Source organism: Bradyrhizobium sp. USDA 4472 (assembly GCF_054058595.1).
The window spans coordinates 873,683-894,690 of sequence record NZ_JBSSAM010000001.1 but is presented as its reverse complement, the minus strand read 5'-3'; the positions used below and the strand labels follow the sequence as shown (position 1 = coordinate 894,690).

The following is a 21,008-nucleotide window of genomic DNA, read 5'->3' as shown; positions in this document are numbered from 1 at the left end:
CCGTTTTGCCGGGCGCGCAGCAACTTCCGAGAGCCGCCACGACCTAGCCGATCTTGGCCAAGAGGTCGGTCAGAAGACGCCCCGCCCGCTCGCGGTGTTCCCGATGGATGCGCACCGCGGCTTCCGCATCGCCCTTGGCGATGGCTTTGACGAGGGCGGCATGTTCGCGGTTCGACTGCGTGGGTTTGGGCCGAAGTCGCAAAGTCAGCAGGCGCGCGCGATGTGCTTGCGACCAAAATTGATCGACGGTCTGAATCAGGCGGCCATTACCGCAGCTATTGATCAGTGTCCGATGGAAGTCCTCGTCCGCCTGCGCCCATCGCTCCAGATCGTCCCGCTCCAGCGCGGCGTCCATGGCCTTGACGGCTTTGTTGAGCGAGGACAGTGCGTCTGCATCGATCCCGCGCTTGGCAACGAGCCCGGCCGCCGTGGACTCCAGGCTTGTAATCACCTCGTATATCTCGCGCATGTCGTCGGCAGAGACTGGGAGAACGCGCATTCCGTGTCTGGCGCGTATCTCGACGATACCCTCCGCGCGCAGTCTGACCATTGCCTCTCTCACGGGAGTACGGCTCATACCCAGCCGAGCCGCCGCCTCGAGTTCGAGAACGAAGCTGCCCGGAGCGATCCCGCCACTCAGGATAAGCTCCCGCAGGCGGGAATAGGCGACGTCTGCCTGGTTCGATCGAGTTCCGCGTGAGGGCGTTGCTCCCGAGCGTCCTCGCGGCGGGAGTTTCCGTTCGATTGCCTTGCGATCGGGCGAATTTCTTTGAGGCTTGGTGGTCATTACGGCCCGCTATGTGTCGTTCTTGTGCGTTCTTCCGGTGCGACAAACGAGTTTCGAGGCACCATGTGCTTTGCGGCCCAGACTAGGCACGCTCCGCGGAAAAAGAGAAGCGCGTGTCTGATCTTCCCTCAAAAAATGCGTGGATGATAGGCGCTCCGATTCGACGAATCTGCGTCTTGGGTATCGAGAATCCCACCGTCGGTGCTTGCGACAAGCGCGCGGTCGGGTTACTGTACATTAATGCATGCGTTATCGCATTCGAAAGTGGTATACTCGCCGTCCGGCCAGCATATTGCCTGTCCACGTCGGCGTAACGCTCGCATGCCGGCGCGATCATTCCGACTTGAACGCAGATATGGAGACGCCCTTTGACCACCTCATCGAACTACCTGGATATTGCGGTACTCCCCGGCGACGGCATAGGACGCGAAGTGATGGCGGCCTGTCTGGAATTGCTGGCGGCCGTCGAAACCAAGGCAGCCGGAGGGCCGGCCCTAAAAACCACGATCTGGAACGCGGGCGCCCAATATTACGCGACGAGCGGCGAAGCCTTGCCGGACATGACGCTCGATGCCTGCCGAAAGGCGGACGCCGTCCTGTTCGGGGCAATGGGGTGGCCGGATATCAGGCATGCGGACGGTACTGAGATTATTCCGCAGCTGGATCTGCGTATGGCGCTGGATCTTTACGCCGGCGTCAGACCCATTCGCTGGTTTCCGGGGCTGCCTAACGTTCTGTCGGACCCCCGGGCGCGCGACATCGACTTCGTGCTTATCCGAGAACAGACGGAAGGACTGTTCTATGCCAGGGGTAAGGGAGAGCTGATCGACGATCGCGATGCCTATGATACGATGCACATCAGCCGGACTGGAACGGCGCGAGTCAGCGATTTCGCCTTCCGTGTTGCCGAGCGACGGCGAGCGCGCGGCAAGAGAGCCAGAGTCACCTGCGTCGACAAGGCCAACGTGTTTGCCTCGATGGCCTTCTTTCGAAAAGTTTTCGGCGAAGTGGCGGCTCAGCACAGCGGTATCGAAGCGGATCACGCCTACGTGGACGCCATGGCTCTCACCATGGTGAAGAAGCCGTGGACGCTCGATGTCATGGTGACGGAGAACATGTTCGGCGACATCCTTTCGGATCTCGCCGCGGGTTTGATCGGAGGCATGGGGATGGCTCCTTCCGCCGACGTCGGCGATAAGCATGCCCTGTTCCAGCCGGCTCACGGCACAGCGCCGGACATCGCAGGCCAAGGAAAGGCAAATCCCTGCGCGATGTTCCTATCGGCAGCGATGATGCTCGACTGGCTCGCCGAAAAACACAATGAACCTCGCCTCGAGACACGAGCGCGCTTGATCGAGAGTGCGGTCGAAATCGCGCTGTCTTCCGGCGCCGTTCCGATGGAGCTTGGCGGCACGGCGGGCTGCGCCACGGTTACCCGTGAAACGATCGCGGCACTTTCGAGCGCCATGAAGGAGGTCGCATGACGGGAGGGTTCGTAGTCACCGTTAGCTTCTCGATCAAGGCCGAATACCGGGCGGATTTCCGCAAAGCAATGTCGAAGAACGCTGCCGATTCTCTCAAGCTCGAGCCGCAATGCCGTCTTTTCGAAGTCTGTGAGGCGAAGGAGGGGGCTGAGGTCTTCCTCTACGAACTTTACGACGTCAAAGACGCCTTCGACGCTCATCTCGCCACCGAACATTTCCGGAGCTTCGACCGGTTGGTTTCCCCATGGGTGGTCGACAAGCGCGTAACGACCTACTCGAAGGTCGACCCTGATTAGTAGGAAGGACGAACTGAAGCTGCCGCTAGGCTGCATCGCAGATGATTCCCCCATGGATCTCGCCGGCGGCGCATGAAAGGCTGAGTGCGCTCCTTTCAGTCGAGGTCGAGCCTCAACGCCGCGGCACGAGCACAAAAGAACATCTGCGAGGCATCGAGACTTTCCAGATCAGTTGACCAGAAATCATCTATCCGGAGGTATTTTTCGTTTTATCTCATCGGAAGCATCGTCCCATATAGTGGGAGAACCGCCGCTGACGTTGGTTGATTTCTCGCCGCGCGCTAGATCGCCGCAGTGACGCGCTATCGGATCCGGAAGTTTGTACTGTTCGGCAGAGGGACGAAAGATGATTCATAACCAATTGGCCAAGATCGTGTTTCTCGATCGCGACACCATGCCGTCTCAAGTCAACCTGCGACCATTCGCTTTCCCGCACGACTTGCGCGAGTTTTCTGCCACGAAGCCAGATGAGATCGGCGATAGAGTGGCAGACGCGCATATCATCATCACCAACAAGGTGCCGCTGAGCGCAGCAACGGTCGCTAGGGCGCGCAATCTCAAGCTCGTCGCTGTCGCGGCAACGGGGACCGATATCGTGGATCTTTCGGCCTGCGCTGCGAGAGACATAACCGTATCGAACATCCGGAACTACGCGACAAATACCGTCCCCGAACACACCTTTGCACTGCTGCTGGCATTACGCAGAAGCCTAGTCGCTTACAGGGATTCCGTGCGTTCTGGTCGCTGGTCGGCATCCGGCCAGTTCTGCTACTTCGATCATCCGATCCGCGACCTGGCCGGATCGGTTCTTGGCATCATTGGCGATGGCGCGTTGGGCAGAGCGGTTGCGGACATCGGTCGCGCATTCGGAATGCGAGTCCTCTTCTCGTCCTACAAGGGTATCTCTGGAATGGGACCGCTGTACACGCCATTCGAAGACGTCCTGCGCATGAGCGATGTGATCACCCTCCACGCACCCCTTACGTCCGCCACGCGAAACATGATCGCTGCTCCCGAGTTCGCGCTGATGGACCGCAGACCCTTGCTAATAAATACCGCAAGAGGCGGCCTTGTGGACGAAGCTGCCTTGGCTGAAGCTCTTCGCTGTGGGCACATTGCCGGCGCTGGATTTGATGTTGCTACCGTCGAGCCTCCGCCCGACGATCACCCGCTCGTGCGTTTGACCGATCTGCCGAACTTCATTCTTACCCCGCATGTGGCATGGGCAAGTCGAGAGGCCGTCCAGTCGCTCGCGGATCAGTTGGTAGACAACATTGAAGCATTTTGGAGCGGCCGTTTGAAGAATGTCGTAGGGCCGCCTGCGGCCTAATCATATTCAGAACCTCCAGGACCAATGAACCGAATGTGACAGCGAAGAATTGTTTTCTGGAGGTGTTATGGATTTCGGCCATCTGAATCGATTGTTTCCTACCGCTGATGATCCTGGCTTGCGCGAAGTTGCGATTGCACCCGTCGAGCAGCGCAGAATCCTGGTTGGTGGCGAGCTCCACGATTGGACGGGGCCGACTAAGAACGTCCTCTCGCCTGTACTCGTGCGGGGGAGCGATGGCGAATTGACGCAGATGCGGTTAGGTAGCCATCCGTCAGGGAAAGTCGAATCGGCTCTCGCCGCACTCGACGCAGCGGTAGCCGCCTACGACAACGGTCGTGGCGTCTGGCCGACGATGCGCGTTGCAGATCGTCTCGCCGCGATGCAGAAATTCGTCGCCCGTATGAGCGAATGTCGAACACTCGTCTCGCGTCTTATCATGTGGGAGATAGGAAAGACGCTTGCTGACTCGGAAAAGGAGTTTGATCGAACGATCGAGTACATCAGGCAAACCATCGAAGCTCTACGCAACCTCGATAATGCCAATTCGCAGTTCCAGATCGTCGATGGGGCGGTCGGCCTAGTGCGCAGGACGCCATTGGGCGTTGTTCTGTGCATGGGGCCCTACAACTATCCGCTCAACGAGACGTTTGCGACGCTGGTTCCTGCCCTGATCATGGGCAATACCGTCGTGTTCAAGCCGCCGCGCAACGGCGTTCTATTATTCGAGCCGCTATTGGAAGCGTTTCGTGATGCATTCCCGGCTGGCGCTATCAACTTTGCTTACGGCGAGGGAGCCGAAATCATTCCTGCCCTCCTTGGTACTGGGCAGGTGAATGTGCTGACGCTTATCGGCTCGAGCCGGGTAGCGGATCATCTCAAGAAAGTCCATCCAAAGACGAACCGTCTGCGCGCAGTTCTTGGACTCGATGCCAAGAACGCCGCAATCGTCATGCCTGATGCCGACATAGCACTTGCTGCGCGCGAATGTCTGATGGGAGCACTCACGTTCAATGGTCAGCGCTGTACGGCTCTGAAGATGCTACTCCTTCATCGCGATATTGAACAAGCGTTTATCTCGGAGTTCGTTCAGCGTCTGGACGAACTTAGAGTTGGAATGCCATGGGAATCTGGGGTGACCTTGACGCCGTTACCGACTCTGGAAAAGGCGAGACAGATGACTGCGCTGCTCGATGATGCCGTCAGCCTCGGCGCACGCGTTTGCAATTCGGGGGGAGGCGCGGCAGCCGGCACTCTGTTTTATCCGGCGGTTTTGTATCCGGTCACGCCGGCAATGCGATTGTATCGCGAAGAGCAGTTTGGTCCATTAGTCCCAATAATGCGCTTCGACGATCCTGATATTGCACTTGACTACGTTGCGACCTCGGACCACGGTCAACAGGTCAGCCTGTTTGCGCGAGATCCTAGCCTAATAGGTCGGATGGCGGACTCGCTCGTCAATCAGGTCTGTCGCGTGAACATTAACTGTCAGTGCCAGCGCGGACCCGATGTGTTTCCTTTCACCGGAAGGAAGGACTCCGCCGAAGGTACGCTGTCGGTTACTGATGCGCTGCGCTCGTTTTCTATCCGCTCCATGGTGGCAGCGAAATACACGCCGCCCGCGCGCGATATCCTCAATGCGGTTGTCGAAGGCCACCATTCTAGCTTCATCCATACAGATTTCATCCTCTGACCTGATTCGCGCTTTGCGCAGGACGACGTCCCTCGAAGGGCAGGCCTCCGCCTCTGTTCTCGATTCCGTGCGGCAAATCGCTTGGGCCCGGATCGGCGGTGAGCAATATTCCGTTCGAAACTCCTAGGATTGCGCCTGCTTTGACCTGTGTCCCACGGTCGCACGCTGGTGGATCGGCCCAAGGCAGGCGCAGCGGAAGCGTTTATCAACCCAGCAACGCTACTCGTGGCGGTCATAAATCACCAATGACATTTAAGGGCCCTTCTGTCGAGTTGGCAGATGGGTCGTCATCCTCGGCTTTCACCCAAGCGGATGAAAAGCCTGGCTCCGGTGTGTCAATCACCCAGAGTTGCTCCTTGCCTTGAGCGTACTCGCATGAATGCGGTTCACCTAACTGGGCAAGTAATTCGTTTGATGCGAAATTTATAGTTCTTATCATCATAGTCTGAAGCGAGCGCATCTAAGCGGCGCCGGAAGATGGGAGGAAGATGATGTCTGCGCACCAGACCTTGACCGATAGTGTGAACGGACGACGGACCGAGAACCGAGCCGTTGGTGGTCAGACGAACGACGTCCTTTCCGGCCTTAAACCCGAAATCTTCTTTCGCTATTTTGAAGAGATCAGCCGCATCCCGCGAGGCTCGTACAACGAGAAGCAGGTGAGCGACTATATAGCCAGGTTCGCGCGAGATCGTGGGCTCGAATACTTTCAAGACGACATTCACAATATCCTCGTGAAGAAGCCTGGTACGCGTGGGTACGAGAGCGCAGCTCCCGTAATCTTCCACGGTCATACCGATATTGTGTGCGAAAGCGATGAAGGCGTGGACCACGATTTCGAGAAGGAGGGCATTAAACTCCGCATCGATGGTGACTTCATTCATGGCACGGGCACGACCCTCGGCGCGGACAACACGGTGGGCGTCGCCCTCGCCTTATCGGTGCTGGACTCGACGGATATTCCACATCCTCCCTTGGAGGTCGTACTCACTGTGCAGGAGGAAGTGGGAAAGGGGGGTGCGCAGCATTTCGACGCCTCTCGCCTCACTGCGAAGCGGTTGATCGATTTTAACTGGCACGATCCCAAGAGCCTATTCGCGGGTTGCGCGGGCGATATCTCGGCCCGCTTCCGGATTCCCATCGAATGGCAGAAACCGCCGGCTGGCCTCACGACCCTGCGCGCGTTCGTGAAAGGGCTCAGCAGCGGTCACTCGGAGTTCGACATTCATCTCGAACGTGCGAATGCGATCGTCCTTCTCGCCCGACTCCTTGGCGCGCTCATCGATGAGCTGCCGACAAGGCTTGCCTTAGTTAAAGGAGGCGTCAATCGGTACGTCATCCCCGGCGATGCCGAAGCGATCCTGCTCCTGCATCAAGCTGATTTGGACCGCGCGAACGAAATCGTCAGGAGTGTTTCGGCGGATCTCAAAAAAGAGTTCCTCGTCAGCGACCCCAAGCTCGAGGTCGGGTTGGAGCGCCACACTGAAGCTGTGGAGCGTGTCTTCTCGGACGTCACCGCCAACTCGGCCGTGCAGGCCATCACGCTCACGCCGAATGGCGTCCAGAGCATGAGCCTCACCATTGCCAACCTGGTAGAGAGCTCGAATACGATCGCCTTGCTGTCGACAAGCGACGAGGAGGTGGAGATTGTTTCGACCATTCCGAGTGCGATCAGTTCGCGACGGTACGCGATCCTGAAACGCATCGAGCGACTGGCTGCACTGATGGGACGCGGAACAAAGGTTACGACGTTCGCCGATTGCCCCGAGTGGCCTTACAATAAGGACTCGAAGCTCTTGGCTGTGGCGACCCGCGCCTATGAGGAGACCTTCAAGGTCAAGCCGCATGTAGAGGTGTCCCACTCGAGTCTCGAACTCGGCCTCTTCAACAAGAAAATTCCCGGTATCGACATGATCTCGATCGGGCCCGAGGCGTTCGACGTCCATACGACCCGAGAGCGCCTCAATCACACGACTGTCGAACCAATTTGGCGGCTCTTGAGGGAAATCCTCCGCAATCTGAAAGAGTAGCGGCAGGACAACGCATCGAGCGAAACGGATCGTTTGCGACGCTCCGCGTGGGCGGAGCGTTCGGCGAGGGCTGCCCGCGCTTTGCGCGTGCAGCAAGTGCAGTACGGAAAAAACATCGGAGGGGAAACATGAGACGTTCTATTAGCGTGCCGTTTGCTGCTGCCTTTATGGCGGCGATGATCGTTCCGGGGGTGACGCGTGCCGCTGACTACGGCGCCGTATTTCCCGGAATTCTCATGGACAAAGTGATTCCGGCGACCGGTAAGGAGGCGAAGCCGCAAGCCAAGAGCAATCGGCCACTCAAGGTCGGCTTCCTGCCGACGGCCATGGACACCTACTATCAACGGGTCTTGGCTGGCGTTAAGGAGGAGATCGACAAGTTAGGCGGACCTGGCACGATCCAGTTGCTCGTTCAGGCGCCAAAGAGCCAGTCCGCGACGGACGATCAAGTCCGCACGATGGAGGCTTGGATCAACGAGCACGTCGACGCGATCGCTGTCGCTCTCTACAACGAGGGCGCGTTGGAACCCCTGATCCGGCGGGCGACTGAGGCCGGCATTCCCGTGTTCCTGTTCAATTCGCCCGTCGCCGACGATCCATACTATGTGAGTGATATCGGATACGACCAAAGCGACGGTGGACGTGCTCAAGCCCAGTGGATCGTAGACCACTACAAGGACAAGGGCGACGTCAAAATCGCCATCTTGGAAGGGCTGCCCGGACCGCATACGGCTCAGCGCATGAAGGGCTTCAATGAGATCATCTCGAAATACCCGAACCTCAAGATTGTTGCGAAGCAGCCTGCCGGCTGGGTGCGAGCGCAAGGTCTCAGCGTGACGGAGAACATGCTCACCGCGCATCCGGACATCGACATTCTCGTCGCGCTCTACGACGAGATGGCGTTGGGCGGCCTCCAGGCGCTGAAGGCAAGGAAGCTGAACGGCAAGATCGCGATCGTTGGGTACGAGAACATGAAGGAAGCCAATGACGCGATCAAGGTCGGCGACTTTGCCGCGACGGTGGATACCGGCGCCAAGGAAGAAGGGCGCAATATAGTCCGTGCCGTCGAACAGTTCGTCATGAAGGGCGAGGGCGTTCCGAAGAAGATCTTCGTCGCTCCGAAGACATACGATGCCAACAACATCGGCACGTTCAATCCGTCCGACTACATCTACGTCGCGAAGTCTACGAAGTAGTGGCTGAGGAGAGAGCCGCGCGTTGCGCGGCTCTCTACGTTGGAAGGATCTCTCTAATGAGTCAATCGGAACAAGCTCTGAAAATCACGGGCGTCGGAAAGAGATTCGGCGCGACCAACGCGTTGTTCAATGTTTCGATGACCCTCGCCAAAGGCGAAGTGCTCGGCCTGGTCGGGGAAAACGGTGCCGGCAAATCCACGCTGATGAAAATTCTAGCCGGCGCTCACGTCCCTGACCAAGGAGAAGTCGAGGTCAACGGCGTACGCGTCGATATTCGCGAGCCGGCGGATGCCCAGCGAGTTGGAATAAGTATCATCTACCAGGAGTTGAGTCTATTTCCCGATCTGAATGCCGTCGAAAACATCTTCATCGGCCGTGAAATCTCAATTGGCGCGACGCCAAAGCTCACTTCGCCACTTCGAAAAAAGACTATGCGCGACCGCGCGCAGCAGATCTTGAGCCAGGTGCTGAATGTCGAACTGGACCTCGCTTGCCCGGTCGGCTCACTCACGCTTGCCCAGCGCCAGATCGTAGAGATCGCTCGGGCGTTGAATTCGAACGCGAACATCCTAATCATGGACGAGCCAACCGAAGCACTCGAAAGAGCGGAGAGAGAGCGGCTTGTAAGGATCATCAACGACCTCAAGCGGGCAGGTAAATCCGTCATATACGTATCCCATAAGCTGGACGAGGTCCTGACGATCTGTGATCGCGTGATCGTCTTGCGCGATGGAGCGTGCGTCGCGGACCTGCCGGCATCGGCGCTTGACGTTAGCAAAGTGATCAGCCTGATGATCGGCGGCTCGCTTGGAAAGCAATTCCCGGCCAAGACGAGTCCAGGCGTGGATCCAATCCTCAGGGTAGAAGGGCTCTCTCGAAAAGGAGCCTTCCAAGACATTTGCTTCAACCTACGTGAAGGAGAGATTTTAGGCATCGCGGGATTGGAGGGATCAGGCAAGAGCTTCCTCGTAAGGGCATTGTTTGGAGATGGGGCAGCAGATGCTGGCAATATTTCCCTGAAAGGGAAGCCAGTCGCGATCGATTCGATATCATCCGCGATGCGCAGCGGCATTGCGTTTCTTCCCGCCGAACGAAAGACGCAAGGCATTTTTGCCGAACACAGCGTCGGGTGGAATTTGACTGCTCCTAGTCTGCCCAAGCTCGGCGGCATCCGCCTAAATCGACGCGCGGAGCGAAGCTGGTGCATCAAATATATCAAAGAGATGGGAATTAAATCCGAAGGTCCTCACCAGCCGATCGGGCGCTTGAGCGGCGGCAACCAGCAAAAAGTGCTGCTTGCAAGATGGCTATTGACCGAGCCCGAAGTGATGCTGCTCGAGGAGCCGACCCGCGGAATCGACATCAAGGCCAAGGCAGACGTCTACCAGTTGATCGTAGCCAGTTCTCGGATGGGCAAAGGGATCATCGTCGTGTCATCCGATAGCACGGAGCTGATCGGACTGTGCCACCGGATTCTCGTGATGTTCGAGGGAGAAGCTGCCGGAATTCTGGATGCGTCTTCCACGAGCGAAGAGACTATCGCCTCGCTTTCAATTCAACGGACATATGAGGGGAATCGTGGAGGATAGGTTGTCGGCTCAAACTCTGGACGTGAAATCGCTCGGCTCAAGGTTCAAGCTCTCCGGGGGCGGTAGTGGCATCTTGATCGCATTGATCGTGTTGATCGCCGCGCTCGGCTTGGCGTCGCCGCGTTTCCTGAGTCTGGGAAATCTCACGGATATCACGCGCCAGGCCGTTTTCGTCGCAATCATAGCATTCGGCGCGACGCTCGTGATCGCCATGCGCGGCATAGATCTTTCGGTCGGCTCGACCCTTGCCTTCACGGGTCTAATCGCTGCGGATCTCATGAACCGCGGATTCAATCCATTCGCCAGCGTCGCGGCAAGTCTCGCCGCTGGAACGCTGATCGGAATTGTAAACGGTGTGTTGGTCGCGAAAGTCAGGATTGCCGACTTCATTGTAACCATGGCGATGATGGTCATGACGCGCGGTTTGATCATGGTCTACACTGAAGGCATTCCGCTCACGGGTTTGTCTACCCCGACCTTTCAGGTGTTCGGACAAGGCTTCGTCTGGCTTGTACCAATGCCGGTGATAATCACCATCGCGACGTTTTTGGCGATCTATTTTCTGCTCTATCAGACGCGGTTTGGGCGCTACACCCTGTCGATTGGCAGCAACCCCGAAGCCGCGCGTCTGGTCGGTATAAGGATCGATCGCATCAAGATCACCGTGTACGCCCTGACGGGATTTCTGGCGGCTCTTTCGGGTGTTCTTCTCACATCTCGCCTTGAAGCGGCGATGCCGGAGGCTGGCGAGGGATATGAACTGGACGTGATCGCAGCCGTGGTCATGGGAGGAACGAGTCTAGCCGGAGGAAAGGCGTCTCTGTTGGGTACCGCAGCCGGTGCGATCCTCATGGCCGTGGTACGCAACGGCCTCAATATTCTGAACGTCAACACCTTCTGGCATCAGGTCGTGATCGGCGCGATCATCCTGATGGCTGTGTGTGCCGACAAGTTTGGCGGGCGGTTGAAAGAAGGCTAGGGCGAGGAGAATCTGCTGTGGGTTTTGCTCTCGGCCCGATTGAAAATAGCTCGCGGTATCCGGTCGCCGGCGTTGAGGTGCTGGATAGGCGATTTACCTACAAAATAGGCAATGCGCCGATTGAGCGCCTTGCAACCGGCTTCGGCTGGGTAGAAGGTCCGGTCTATTTCGGCGACAGCGGCTGTCTTCTATTCAGCGATATCCCGAACAATCGCATCTACCGATGGCTCGAGTCCGATGGACATTTAGGAATATACCGAAGTCCCTCAAACTACGCCAATGGCCATACCCGCGACGGGGCTGGACGCCTCGTGAGCTGCGAGCATCTCAGGCGCGTCACCAGAACGGAGTTGGACGGCAACATAACGGTACTCGCGGATCGTTATGAGGGAAAACGTCTTAGCTCCCCCAACGACGTCATCGTGACGTCGGATGGCGCCGTCTGGTTCACCGACCCGGGATACGGAATTGATAGCGACTATGAAGGCATCAAGCAGGAAGCCGAGCTCCCTCGAGCGGTCTATAGACTCGATCCGAGCGGCTCACTACGGTGGTCGCTGACGACTTCGTCAGGCCGAACGGCCTGGCGATGTCGCCTGACGAGTCTCGGCTCTACGTGGTCGACAGCGGCATCACCGACGGCGGCCCCTCCCATATTCGCCAGTTCGATGTAGTTGATGGACGCTTGAAGAACGGGTCCGTGTTTGCAGACGAGTTTGCTCCTGGTTTCACTGATGGACTTCGCGTCGACGTTCACGGAAACATCTGGTGCAGTATGGGATGGGCCGATCCTGTCGAGGACGGGGTTCGCTGCTATTCTGCGGAAGGCGCGCTGATCGGGAAAGTACATCTTCCTGAGACCTGTGCGAACATCTGCTTCGGCGGCCGCCACAAGAATAGATTGTTCATGGCGGCAAGCACTTCAATCTATGCCGTGTGCCTGAACACGACAGGGATTTGACCGGGCTCGACGTGCAACAGGCGTCCTGAATAGGGGGATACGAATATGCTCGAAGGCAAGATTGCCATAGTTACCGGAGCGGCCAAGGGAATGGGGGAAGTTCACGCTCGCGAATTTGCGAAGCAACATGCGGCAGTCGTGCTAACCGACGTTGACAGGGACAACGGTGCCCGGGTCGCCAGCGAGATATCGTCATCGGGAGGCAAAGCCATCTTCGTCGCCCATGATGTAGTTGATGAAGGGTCATGGATCAATGTCATCAAGGAGGCACAGCGCGCTTTCGGATGCGTCAATGTCCTCGTCAACAATGCCGGGATACTGATTCGGAAGACGATCGAGAGTCTCTCTCTCGTTGACTTCAAGAGACTGTACGACGTGAACGTCGCCGGGACGTTTCTCGGATGCAAGTTGATCGTTCCCAGTATGAGGCAGGCCGGTGGCGGCTCGATTGTCAACGTTTCCTCGGTGTCAGGTATCGTGGCGAATATGCCCGGCATGAGCGGCTACTGCGCCACGAAAGGCGCGATCCGCATGTTGACCAAGGCTGCTGCTGTCGACCTATGGCAGTATCGGATCAGAGTAAACTCAATTCATCCGGGGACAATCAGGACCCCGCTCAATGAAGATTACTTCTCAGATCCGGATCAGACACGGCTCATTCTGGGAAGCACGGTTATGGCAAGACCCGGAGAATGCTCTGAAGTCGCGGCAGCACTCACTTTTTTGGCCTCCGACGGATCCAGCTATATGACCGGGTCTGAACTGGTGGTCGACGGCGGTATGATCGCGGTTTAGTGCGCATAATTTCAAGACGCAAATATCATTCTGTGGGAGCGACAAAATGGAATCGAGGTCTAACCACTCGCGAGTCAGTCGCCGTGATCTGGTCAAGGGAGCTGCGGGCGGGCTCGGCGGAGCGATACTAACAGGACCGGCCGCTACGCCCGGCGAGGCGAAGGTAATCAAGTTTGATAAGCAGGCACCGTCCTACTATCGCTTCGCACTCGGTGAAGCGCAGGTTACCGTCCTGTCCGATGGCCCACTTCCACTTGGCGATCCGCGTGAAAGTTTTCTAGGGGTGCCAAAGGAAGAGGTCGTGCAGATGCTGGAGAAGAGTTTCCTCCCGATCGACGACGTCGTTCTCGAGCAAAATGCCCCGGTCGTCAATCTCGGCAACAAACTTGTGCTTTTCGACACGGGTATGGGGTCGCTCAAGCAGTTCGGTCCTACTACCGGTCGTTTGAGAAGTAGCTTTGCAGCGGCCGGGATCGCCCTCGAGGATATTGATGCCGTCGTGTGCTCTCACGCTCATTGGGATCACGTCGGTGGTATTTGGAGCGATGATGACAAACCAACATTTCCGAACGCTCAGATCTATATCAGCCAGGCTGACTACGAGTTCTGGACCGACAAGAGCAAGCTTGGCACTGACGTCGATGGTTTGGTGAAGGCCGCAATCCGCAATCTGCCGCCGGTGCGCGACCGGATCGTGTTCTTTAAGGATGGAGAGCAGTTCCTGCCAGGGATACACGCAATTGCCGCGCCCGGTCACACTGTGGGGCATCACTGCTTCATGATTGAGTCGGCGGGAAAATCGTTCTGCTATGGCGGAGACCTGACGCACCACCCTGTGCTCTTGTTCGAAAAGCCGAAGATGGAGTTTGCCTTCGACACTGATCCAAAGTTGTCGGCACAATCACGCGTCAGAGTCTTGGATATGTTGGCCGCAAACAAGACGCCGTTTATGTCTTATCATTTCCCCTGGCCTGGGGTTGGTCATGTAGGAAGGGACGGCGATGGTTTCAGGTACTATCCAGAGCCGATGCACATGTCGTCTCTATAGGGCCGGCATTATCCTTGTACCTGCGAGGGCGAACTGCGTCGTTCACGACGATTACCGTGGGCTCGCTTCGAAGAAGAATTGAGCATTTTTTGAGATGACCGACCGGCGTGTGCTTCTGCGTGCCATGTTCGATGCAGCCGTTGCTGCCGCGGATCCCCGTGTTGTGCTCGCTCCCCATCTCCCGCGGGAGCCAAAAGGTCGCGTAATCTGTCTCGCAGCCGGCAAGGGTGCGGCGGCTATGGCGGCAGCCACCGAGCGGCACTATCTCGATGATTTGCACCTTGATCCGAATCGACTGATAGGCATCGCCAGCACACGGCATGGCCATGCAGTGCCTACGCGTCGTATTAGTGTCGTCGAGGTCGGTCACCCAATACCCGACGAAGCAGGTTTGGCGAGCGCCCAGAAAGCGTTTCAGTTGGCAAGCAGCGCGCTGCCAGAAGATCTCTTACTCGTTCTATTGTCAGGTGGTGGTTCGGCGAATTGGGTTGCACCCGCAGATGGCGTCACCTTCGACCAGAAGCAGCAACTAACGAGGGCTCTATTGCGCTCCGGCGCTCCTATCGATGAAATAAATGTCATTCGGAGGCACTTGTCCCGTATCAAAGGTGGGCGCCTCGGTCGGGCAGGGAAGCTGGCCGAGATCGTCACACCAGCAATCTCTGACGTCCCACACGATGATCCTTCTGCCATCGCATCCGGGCCGACTGTGCCGGATCTGACAACCCTCGCGGATGCACGTGCAATCGTCTACAAGTACGATTTGCAGGTAGGCGATAAAATTCTGCGCGCGTTGCGGGATCCGAGAAACGAGAGTTGCAAGCCTGACGATCCATGCTTCGACCGTGCGCGCTTTAAATTGATTGCAAGGCCCAGGGCGTCGCTCGACGCCGCGATCGTCCATGCCAAAAAAGCCGGTTACGAAATCATGGATCTAGGTGCCGATGTCGAAGGCGAAGCGCGCGAAGTGGCCGCCATACACGCGAATCTCGCGCTGGACATGCGCCGAAACGGACGGCGGGTCGCTATACTGTCTGGCGGTGAGCTCACTGTTACAGTGCGCGGAAATGGGCGAGGAGGTCCCAATCAGGAGTATGCGCTCTCGCTAACCGACTCACTCAAGAATGTCACGGGGATTGCGGCGATTGCTGCAGATACGGACGGTGCCGATGGCGGCGGAGGTGCGGCGTCCGACCCAGCCGGGGCTATCGTGGATGAGCGAACGTTCAGCAGGATGAAATCACTTGGGCTCGACATTCAGCACTTTCTCGATGAAAATAACGCCAGCGCATTCTTTGCGGCAACCGGCGACTTACTGGAGACAGGTCCAACGCTGACCAATGTGAACGACATCAGAGTCATTTTGGTCGACTAGCACCTGCTTATCTCCGAGCTTGGCGCACAATTCAGGAAAAATGCGGTTGTGAACCTCGTATTTGTGTTGCCGATGCGTGAGGTCAGCCCCCGCAGTTTATGTGGGCCTTCAGAACGAGGACCATAGATAGTGCATGGCTCGCCTTACACTCACCCGTTCCGACCTTGGGGACTTGAACCTGTTCAGAACGATCGCGCGCGCCGGCGGCTTCCGTCGTGCCGCTCTCGAACTCGATGTCTCAGGATCGGCACTCAGCCATGCGATGCGCGGACTTGAGACGAGGCTTGGTGTTCGTCTGGCCAACCGCACGAATCGAAGCGTCACGCTGACGGAAGCGGGCCAGAAGCTATTGGCGAGCCTGGAGACGGGGCTTCGAGGCTATCGAGAGCGGGATCGAGAGCCTCAACCTTCATCGGGGTACACCGTCAGGTCGTCTGCGGATCAATGTCCTCACCGACGCAGCTCGGCTTGCTTTCGGCCCGAACCTCGCAAGATTCATGTTGGATTACCCGGAGGTGAAGCTTGAGATAGTCGTTCAGGACGAGTTCATCGATATCGTTGGCGGCAGCTTTGATGCCGGCATTCGCGTCGGCGGGTCCGTTCCTGAGGATATGATTGCTGTACCGGTCGGCGCAGATCTTCGCTGGATCATGGTCGCTTCGCCAGATTATCTGGCGCAGGGGCCGCAATTGAAGACTCCGTCGGACCTGTCTTTCCACCGATGTGTTGGTCAGCGCACTGGTACAGGAGCGATCTACCACTGGGAGCTCGAGAAAGGCTCTGACTGCGGACAGGTTTCAGTGGAGTGGGCGATCGTCGTCAACGAGACGGCGCTCGCGATCGAAATCGCAGAGACCGGTACCGGCATAGCCTATTGCATCGAACGGCGCGTCCAGGATCAGCTCAAATCCGGGGTGCTGAAGGAAGTGCTGCCGAAGTGGAGTTCGTTTGGGCCCGCCTTTCATATCTACTACAGTAGCCGCAGGCAGGTGCCGATCGCGCTCCGCGCCCTGATTTCCTTCTTGAAGAACGAGGTGCGGTGACTTCACGCGCGTCACGGTCATTGACTTTTCCGAGGGTACTCCATCTTGTACCGAAGATGCATCACGCCGGTCTGACGCATTTCCGACGAAATCGTCGACAATCGAAGCCGGCCGGCAAATCCGTCTGGCCGCGCCCCGAATATGGTTTGACAACCGGTCCGACCACAAATTGCTGGGAAGAGGAGCAAGCTGATCTCGTCGACGAGGCCTGCCTCAAGGAATTCTGCGTTCCTGTGTGCGCCCCCCTCAAGTATCAGCCGCTCGATCCCGAACTTTGCGTTGAGTATCTCAAGCCCCTGGAAGAGATCGATCTTCTCGCCGTGGGCGATAATATAGGAAATGCTGTCCGAGGCCAGGTCGACCAGATGTGCGTCCGGAACGTTCCGCCCCAGCAGAACAATCGTCGCCGCCCCATAGGTCGTCGGTCCGGTCCAGTGAAGCTTGCCGTGGGGGTCGATCAGCACGACATATTCCTCAGCACCGCTGCGCGCCACACGAACCGGACGCTCGACGGCGGGCGTATCAATCGGCGCGTGCGGCCCGCCGTCAGCGAATTTGGCTCCGACCGCTCGTCCCACGATCCAGGCGTCTGCGCTCAACTGTTCGTGCACACGGTCATATTCCGCGATCAGCGCGTCGTTGGGCTGTCCGGTGGACGGGGCCCACTGCTCGACAAGAAGTTGACCGTCAAGCGGGCCCATCATCTGGCAGATCACATAGGGCTTCATGCGCCCGTCTCCTTTGCTACAAAATCGTCGAAGCGTTCCTTCCAGGCGGGATGCCAGCGCGACAGGGCGGGACGGTTCTCCGTCATGTCCGTGGCGCCCCATAGAATCCGCGCGGCGTCGAGCTCTGGTGTGACGGCACCGTCCGGACAGATGACATAGAAGTCACCTGACTCAACTCGAGGGATCATTAAGTCGATCACCTGGTCGGCCGTCCACGTGCCGGCTGGCTGCTTCCCGTCGGGCGCGTGAGTCATTCCGGTGTAGGTCCATCCAGGAACAAGCAAATGGGCCGTCACGGCGTCGCTCTCTCCCCGCAGTCCGTGAGCCAGTTGCTCGGTCAAGGTCTTCACGCCGGACTTGGCAACATTGTAAGCGGGAAAGCCCGGCGGATTGGTGATGCCCTGTTTGGAGCCCGTGTTGATGATCGCGCCGCGCGATTGCTGAGCCAGCATTGCTTCGGTGCGTGCACGCCATTCACGACGCCCCAGAGGTTGACCTCGATGATCCGACGCCAATCGCTCAACCCGGTCCAGTTACCGTCCTCCCGACCAATGGCGGCATTATTCATCAGCACCGAGACCTCGCCGAAGGCGCCGATGGCTAGGTCGCGCAAGCGCTCCAAATCATCGAAGCGAGTTACGGTCCCAGCTAGGTGCCGGACCTCGGCATGAAGGCCGCTCGCGACGCGCACCAACTCAACCTCGTCCTGATCGAACAGGACAGGACCTGTCGCATACCGAGGGTAGCAAAGCGTTCCGCCGCCGCACGCCCGATGCCGCTGGCTGCGCCGGTAATGACGGCGACATTGCCTGCGGCAAACAATGCGGGTCGTCCATCTCTTTCGTGCATCAGTGGTTCCTCGTTTTGAGTATGAAGAAGTGCTGCTCCTGGGCCGCCCTGCATCCCGGCGATTGGAAACCCAACGCGCCGGGTGAGACTTGAGTGACGATTGGCGCCGCAAAGTGTTTCTGACCACGCCGCAGATCGCCCAGAGCCTCGACGTTGATATCGGGTTCTTCTACCAGAGCGCACCTGGCACAGATACCAGCAGAGGCCAGGCGGCTCGTCGTGCCCGCTGGGAGCCGTGCAAGCAGTGCAGATATGACCATTACAATAAGTCCCGCGCCTGCGAGCGCCGAGCCAACGAGACCGGTCGAGGGCCATCCGCAACCGGCGCTGATGGCCATTCCTCCAATCCAGGCTCCGATAGCGTTGGAGAGATTGAATGCCGAATGATTCATGGCCGCCGCCAGCGATTGAGCATGTCGCGCGACGTCCATCAGACGCGCTTGAAGAGCAGGCACCAGGGCGAACCCGATGCCGATCATGAGGAGCGTGAGGCCAGCGGCAACGGGGCCTTGCTTCACCGCCGCGGCGAAGGCAGCAAGGAAGACCACATTCCATATGATGATCCCGAAAATTGATGGGATCAACGCGCGATCAGCAAGCCATGCTCCGGCGACGTTGCCGGCGATCATACCTAGCCCCCAGAGCGCCAGGAAAACCGGAACATGCGCGGCGGTGACACCCACAACCTGGGTCAGCGTTGGAGTGATGTAGCTGTAGACCGCGAACATCCCGCCGAAGCCGATCGTGGCCACCCCGAGTGTCAGCCAGATCTGCACGTTGGAGAAAGCGGAAAGCTCCCGCCGCAGGCTGGCCTGCTTGTCGGCAGCGACCATGCGGATGAATATGCGGATCAGGCCAATTAGTGCCAGCCCTCCGACGGCCACCAGCGCAAACGCTGAGCGCCAGCCGAAAACTTGGCCTAGCCACGTGGCCACCGGCACGCCGACGACATTTGCGGCGGCGAGACCGAGCATAACGCGGCCGATTGCCTGGGCCCGGTTTGACGGCGGGACCATGGCCGCTGCCACGATGGAAGCCGTACCATAATAAGCGCCATGCGGGAGACCGGCGAGGAATCTAGCCGCAGTGAGCCCGAGGACTCCTGGCGCTAGTGCCGACGCGGCATTGCCGAGCAGGACAATCGAAGCAAGCACCACCAACAGCGGCCGCCGCTCCATTCGAGCGTGAGCACGGCGAGTAATGGAGAGCCGACGACCACGCCAAGCGCATAGGCGCTGATGAGATTACCCGCCTTGGGTATTGAAACGTCGATGGACTCGGCCATGCCGGGCAACAAGCCCATGGCGGCGAATTCGCCGGTGCCTATGAATAATTCTCCCAGGGCAAGGACGACCTGTGCAGCAGCGAGCCCGTGCGGAGCCGTGATTGCGTTATGTTTCATAGCCGAAGCAATTCTCTTGTCTGTGCGATGGCAGTTAGACCGCCCATGAAGCGAAGATGTCCGACCGCATATGCAGCCGCTTAGTTTCGACCGCGATACCAAACGCCCTGAGACGCACGCTTGGCTGTCGACCCACAATGAGGCTTATCCAGCCGTCCAGCATGGCGTTGGCGAGGCGATTGTGTCGACGCGCACGTCGCTCGCGTACAAACTCGCGTGTGAGCTCGAGTGTGTCGTCTGATGCATCTGCGGCAAGCTCGGTGATAACGATAGGCTCAACCAGAAGCCAGAGCTGTTCAAGACGGTAATCGACGCGCAGGCCGCAAGCTTCGCTCCAGACGACGTCAGTCTTGGGTACAATGCCTGATACGACATCGACGGGCTTGGCGGTCGCGGTGTTGAAAATCGACGGCCTTACCTCGCCGAGTACCGGTCGCAGACGCACGCGGTTGCTCCGACGTTCCAGGGTTAAGCTGGGCCGGCCTGCAATTGCGCGGAATAGTGCGTCGCGGACTTATTCTGTTCCGCACAGCTGCAGAGACCTTGCGGACCATCGCTGCCGACCCCAAGCACCTCGGTGCCGAGATCGGGTTCTTTTCCGTCCTTCATACTTGGGGGGCAGAACCTCCCTTCACCATCCCCACCTCCATCGCGTCGTTCCTGGAGGAGGACTGTCTCCAGATGGCAGCCGCTGGATCGCGTGCCGGCCGGGCTTCTTTCTTCCCGTGGCCGTGCTTTCTCGCCTGTTCCGGCGGCTATTTCTCAACGCCCTGCAAAAATCGTTTGATACTGGCGAGCTACAATTCTTCTCGTCGCTGGAAGCGTTGCGTGATCCGGCTGCGCTTCGGCGTTATCTGAACGAGGTCCGCAGAATCAATTGGGTTGTCTACGCCAAGCCGCCATTTGGTAGCGCCGAACAGGTTGTGCACTATGTCGGCCGCTACACGCATCGGGTGGCGATCAGCAACAGCCGTATCGTCGATATCGAAGTCGGCAAAGTGCGCTTTCGATACAAGGATTACCGCCGCGGAAGCCAGCAGAAAGTAATGACGCTGGACGCCGGGGAGTTCATCCGGCGTTTCCTCATCCATATCCTGCCCGAAGGCTTCAAACGCATTCGCTACTATGGTTTTCTGGGTAACCGCTACCGCAAGCAAAAGCTCGCTCGCTGCCGTGAACTGCTCGGAATGATATCCGCCGATGCTCATTCGAACCCGGAAGAGCCATCCGATTGCCCCGCGAAGGCTGAGCACTGCAATGCCGCTTCCTTGCGTCAATGTCCATCCTGTCATCAAGGCCATATGGTGTGCGTCGAGGTCTTGCAGCCAGGTTCGTTCAGCGCCACTCGTTCACCGGACATTTGTTGATGCGAGACCTCAATCAACCAAGAACCGCCACCTTATTGCGCAATTCTTCCGGCCGC

The 21,008-nt window shown here is 58.2% G+C and carries 18 protein-coding genes and 3 pseudogenes; 15 read left to right on the top strand and 6 right to left on the bottom strand.

Features of this window, described 5'->3' with window-relative positions:
- Nucleotides 1-43: 43 nt before the first annotated feature.
- On the bottom strand, nucleotides 44-787 hold the full coding sequence (locus ACVWZ4_RS04190; RefSeq protein WP_456705184.1) for a GntR family transcriptional regulator: 744 nt from the start codon (nucleotides 785-787) through the stop codon (nucleotides 44-46).
- Between the two features lie 368 nt (nucleotides 788-1,155).
- Between ACVWZ4_RS04190 and ACVWZ4_RS04185 the strand changes: the two genes are divergently transcribed.
- The 14 genes and pseudogenes from ACVWZ4_RS04185 (at nucleotide 1,156) to ACVWZ4_RS04120 (ending at nucleotide 16,606) form a co-directional block, all read left to right on the top strand.
- Nucleotides 1,156-2,271, top strand: coding sequence for an isocitrate/isopropylmalate dehydrogenase family protein (locus ACVWZ4_RS04185; protein WP_456701831.1), 1,116 nt, complete (start codon nucleotides 1,156-1,158; stop codon nucleotides 2,269-2,271).
- Complete coding sequence (locus ACVWZ4_RS04180; RefSeq protein WP_456701832.1) at nucleotides 2,268-2,567, top strand: putative quinol monooxygenase; 300 nt, start codon at nucleotides 2,268-2,270, stop codon at nucleotides 2,565-2,567. The genes ACVWZ4_RS04185 and ACVWZ4_RS04180 overlap by 4 nt, the downstream gene beginning before the upstream one ends.
- 346 nt (nucleotides 2,568-2,913) lie before the next feature.
- Nucleotides 2,914-3,897, top strand: a complete 984-nt coding sequence (locus ACVWZ4_RS04175) for a D-2-hydroxyacid dehydrogenase (protein ID WP_456701833.1) — start codon at nucleotides 2,914-2,916, stop codon at nucleotides 3,895-3,897.
- A gap of 67 nt (nucleotides 3,898-3,964) precedes the next feature.
- Entirely contained in the window at nucleotides 3,965-5,590 is a 1,626-nt protein-coding gene (locus ACVWZ4_RS04170; protein ID WP_456701834.1) for an NADP-dependent glyceraldehyde-3-phosphate dehydrogenase, read from the top strand.
- 488 nt (nucleotides 5,591-6,078) lie between these two features.
- Nucleotides 6,079-7,620 carry an aminoacyl-histidine dipeptidase gene (locus ACVWZ4_RS04165; protein WP_456737676.1) on the top strand — a complete coding sequence of 514 codons (1,542 nt, stop codon included), beginning with the start codon at nucleotides 6,079-6,081 and terminating at the stop codon, nucleotides 7,618-7,620.
- 47 nt (nucleotides 7,621-7,667) lie between these two features.
- The gene (locus ACVWZ4_RS04160) at nucleotides 7,668-8,816 is read left to right on the top strand and encodes a sugar ABC transporter substrate-binding protein (protein WP_456701836.1); all 1,149 of its coding nucleotides are present in this window, start codon (nucleotides 7,668-7,670) and stop codon (nucleotides 8,814-8,816) included.
- A gap of 56 nt (nucleotides 8,817-8,872) precedes the next feature.
- Nucleotides 8,873-10,405: a sugar ABC transporter ATP-binding protein gene (locus tag ACVWZ4_RS04155; RefSeq protein WP_456737677.1), complete on the top strand. Its 1,533-nt coding sequence runs from the start codon at nucleotides 8,873-8,875 to the stop codon at nucleotides 10,403-10,405.
- Between the two features lies 1 nt (nucleotide 10,406).
- Nucleotides 10,407-11,384 (top strand): ABC transporter permease, encoded by a 978-nt coding sequence (locus tag ACVWZ4_RS04150; protein ID WP_456737678.1) that lies wholly within the window; start codon nucleotides 10,407-10,409, stop codon nucleotides 11,382-11,384.
- 38 nt (nucleotides 11,385-11,422) lie between these two features.
- A pseudogene (locus tag ACVWZ4_RS04145) lies at nucleotides 11,423-12,345 on the top strand (SMP-30/gluconolactonase/LRE family protein).
- 45 nt (nucleotides 12,346-12,390) lie between these two features.
- The gene (locus tag ACVWZ4_RS04140) at nucleotides 12,391-13,140 is read left to right on the top strand and encodes an SDR family NAD(P)-dependent oxidoreductase (protein WP_456701839.1); all 750 of its coding nucleotides are present in this window, start codon (nucleotides 12,391-12,393) and stop codon (nucleotides 13,138-13,140) included.
- A 46-nt stretch (nucleotides 13,141-13,186) separates the two neighbouring features.
- Complete coding sequence (locus ACVWZ4_RS04135; protein ID WP_456701840.1) at nucleotides 13,187-14,188, top strand: MBL fold metallo-hydrolase; 1,002 nt, start codon at nucleotides 13,187-13,189, stop codon at nucleotides 14,186-14,188.
- 94 nt (nucleotides 14,189-14,282) lie between these two features.
- Nucleotides 14,283-15,563: a glycerate kinase type-2 family protein gene (locus tag ACVWZ4_RS04130; RefSeq protein ID WP_456701841.1), complete on the top strand. Its 1,281-nt coding sequence runs from the start codon at nucleotides 14,283-14,285 to the stop codon at nucleotides 15,561-15,563.
- Nucleotides 15,564-15,696: 133 nt separating this feature from the next.
- Complete coding sequence (locus ACVWZ4_RS04125; RefSeq protein WP_456701842.1) at nucleotides 15,697-16,089, top strand: LysR family transcriptional regulator; 393 nt, start codon at nucleotides 15,697-15,699, stop codon at nucleotides 16,087-16,089.
- Nucleotides 15,998-16,606: a LysR substrate-binding domain-containing protein gene (locus tag ACVWZ4_RS04120; RefSeq protein ID WP_456742182.1), complete on the top strand. Its 609-nt coding sequence runs from the start codon at nucleotides 15,998-16,000 to the stop codon at nucleotides 16,604-16,606. Before ACVWZ4_RS04125 ends, ACVWZ4_RS04120 begins: the two co-directional genes overlap by 92 nt.
- Before the next feature lie 17 nt (nucleotides 16,607-16,623).
- Here ACVWZ4_RS04120 and ACVWZ4_RS04115 read toward each other — a convergent pair whose 3' ends face one another.
- The 5 genes and pseudogenes from ACVWZ4_RS04115 to ACVWZ4_RS04095 all read right to left on the bottom strand — a co-directional run bounded on the left by ACVWZ4_RS04115 (nucleotide 16,624) and on the right by ACVWZ4_RS04095 (nucleotide 20,030).
- The gene (locus tag ACVWZ4_RS04115) at nucleotides 16,624-17,334 is read right to left on the bottom strand and encodes a dihydrofolate reductase family protein (protein ID WP_456701843.1); all 711 of its coding nucleotides are present in this window, start codon (nucleotides 17,332-17,334) and stop codon (nucleotides 16,624-16,626) included.
- A pseudogene (locus ACVWZ4_RS04110) lies at nucleotides 17,331-18,025 on the bottom strand (SDR family NAD(P)-dependent oxidoreductase). The gene ACVWZ4_RS04115 and the pseudogene ACVWZ4_RS04110 overlap by 4 nt, the downstream one beginning before the upstream one ends.
- 157 nt (nucleotides 18,026-18,182) lie before the next feature.
- The gene (locus tag ACVWZ4_RS04105) at nucleotides 18,183-19,361 is read right to left on the bottom strand and encodes an MFS transporter (RefSeq protein WP_456701844.1); all 1,179 of its coding nucleotides are present in this window, start codon (nucleotides 19,359-19,361) and stop codon (nucleotides 18,183-18,185) included.
- Nucleotides 19,292-19,585, bottom strand: a complete 294-nt coding sequence (locus tag ACVWZ4_RS04100) for a hypothetical protein (protein ID WP_456705364.1) — start codon at nucleotides 19,583-19,585, stop codon at nucleotides 19,292-19,294. Before ACVWZ4_RS04100 ends, ACVWZ4_RS04105 begins: the two co-directional genes overlap by 70 nt.
- Before the next feature lie 34 nt (nucleotides 19,586-19,619).
- Nucleotides 19,620-20,030 (bottom strand): hypothetical protein, encoded by a 411-nt coding sequence (locus ACVWZ4_RS04095; RefSeq protein WP_456701845.1) that lies wholly within the window; start codon nucleotides 20,028-20,030, stop codon nucleotides 19,620-19,622.
- Nucleotides 20,031-20,101: 71 nt separating this feature from the next.
- On the opposite strand from ACVWZ4_RS04095, the pseudogene ACVWZ4_RS04090 reads away from it, so the two are divergent.
- A pseudogene (locus tag ACVWZ4_RS04090) lies at nucleotides 20,102-20,952 on the top strand (IS91 family transposase); the annotation flags it as partial.
- Nucleotides 20,953-21,008: the final 56 nt, after the last annotated feature.